The organism is Enterobacter cloacae complex sp. ESBL7, from assembly GCF_041679625.1.
Taxonomy (GTDB): Bacteria; Pseudomonadota; Gammaproteobacteria; order Enterobacterales; family Enterobacteriaceae; genus Enterobacter; species Enterobacter asburiae_B.
On record NZ_JBGORN010000031.1, the window covers coordinates 1 to 1,070 of the forward strand.

The following is a 1,070-nucleotide window of genomic DNA, read 5'->3' on the forward strand; positions in this document are numbered from 1 at the left end:
TCCAGAGATGGATTGGTGCCTTCGGGAACTCTGAGACAGGTGCTGCATGGCTGTCGTCAGCTCGTGTTGTGAAATGTTGGGTTAAGTCCCGCAACGAGCGCAACCCTTATCCTTTGTTGCCAGCGGTCCGGCCGGGAACTCAAAGGAGACTGCCAGTGATAAACTGGAGGAAGGTGGGGATGACGTCAAGTCATCATGGCCCTTACGAGTAGGGCTACACACGTGCTACAATGGCGCATACAAAGAGAAGCGACCTCGCGAGAGCAAGCGGACCTCATAAAGTGCGTCGTAGTCCGGATTGGAGTCTGCAACTCGACTCCATGAAGTCGGAATCGCTAGTAATCGTAGATCAGAATGCTACGGTGAATACGTTCCCGGGCCTTGTACACACCGCCCGTCACACCATGGGAGTGGGTTGCAAAAGAAGTAGGTAGCTTAACCTTCGGGAGGGCGCTTACCACTTTGTGATTCATGACTGGGGTGAAGTCGTAACAAGGTAACCGTAGGGGAACCTGCGGTTGGATCACCTCCTTACCTTAAAGAACCTGCCTTTGCAGTGCTCACACAGATTGTCTGATGAAAAACAGCAGTAAAAATCTCTGCAGGCTTGTAGCTCAGGTGGTTAGAGCGCACCCCTGATAAGGGTGAGGTCGGTGGTTCAAGTCCACTCAGGCCTACCAAACTCCTTTTAAAGGATGAGCGGTACAGAGATTATAAACGATGGGGCTATAGCTCAGCTGGGAGAGCGCCTGCTTTGCACGCAGGAGGTCTGCGGTTCGATCCCGCATAGCTCCACCATCTTTTACTGCGAACACAAGAAAACTTCAGAGTGAACCTGAAAAGGTGCACTGCGAAGTTTTGCTCTTTAAAAATCTGGATCAAGCTGAAAATTGAAACGACACACATGTTATGTGTGTTCGAGTCTCTCAAATTTTCGCAATCAGAAGTGAAACATCTTCGGGTTGTGAGGTTAAGCGACTAAGCGTACACGGTGGATGCCCTGGCAGTCAGAGGCGATGAAGGACGTGCTAATCTGCGAAAAGCGCCGGCGAGGTGATATGAACCTTTGA

General features: G+C 50.8%; 2 tRNA genes and 2 rRNA genes. All 4 read left to right on the plus strand.

The features are described from left to right. Positions 1–534: ribosomal RNA gene (locus ACERY3_RS25280) — 16S ribosomal RNA — on the plus strand; the annotation flags it as partial. 69 nt (positions 535–603) lie between these two features. Continuing rightward, positions 604–680 (plus strand) — tRNA-Ile (locus tag ACERY3_RS25285). Positions 681–722: 42 nt separating this feature from the next. Then, positions 723–798: transfer RNA gene (locus tag ACERY3_RS25290), tRNA-Ala, on the plus strand. A gap of 170 nt (positions 799–968) precedes the next feature. Continuing rightward, positions 969–1,070, plus strand: a 23S ribosomal RNA gene (locus ACERY3_RS25295); the annotation flags it as partial.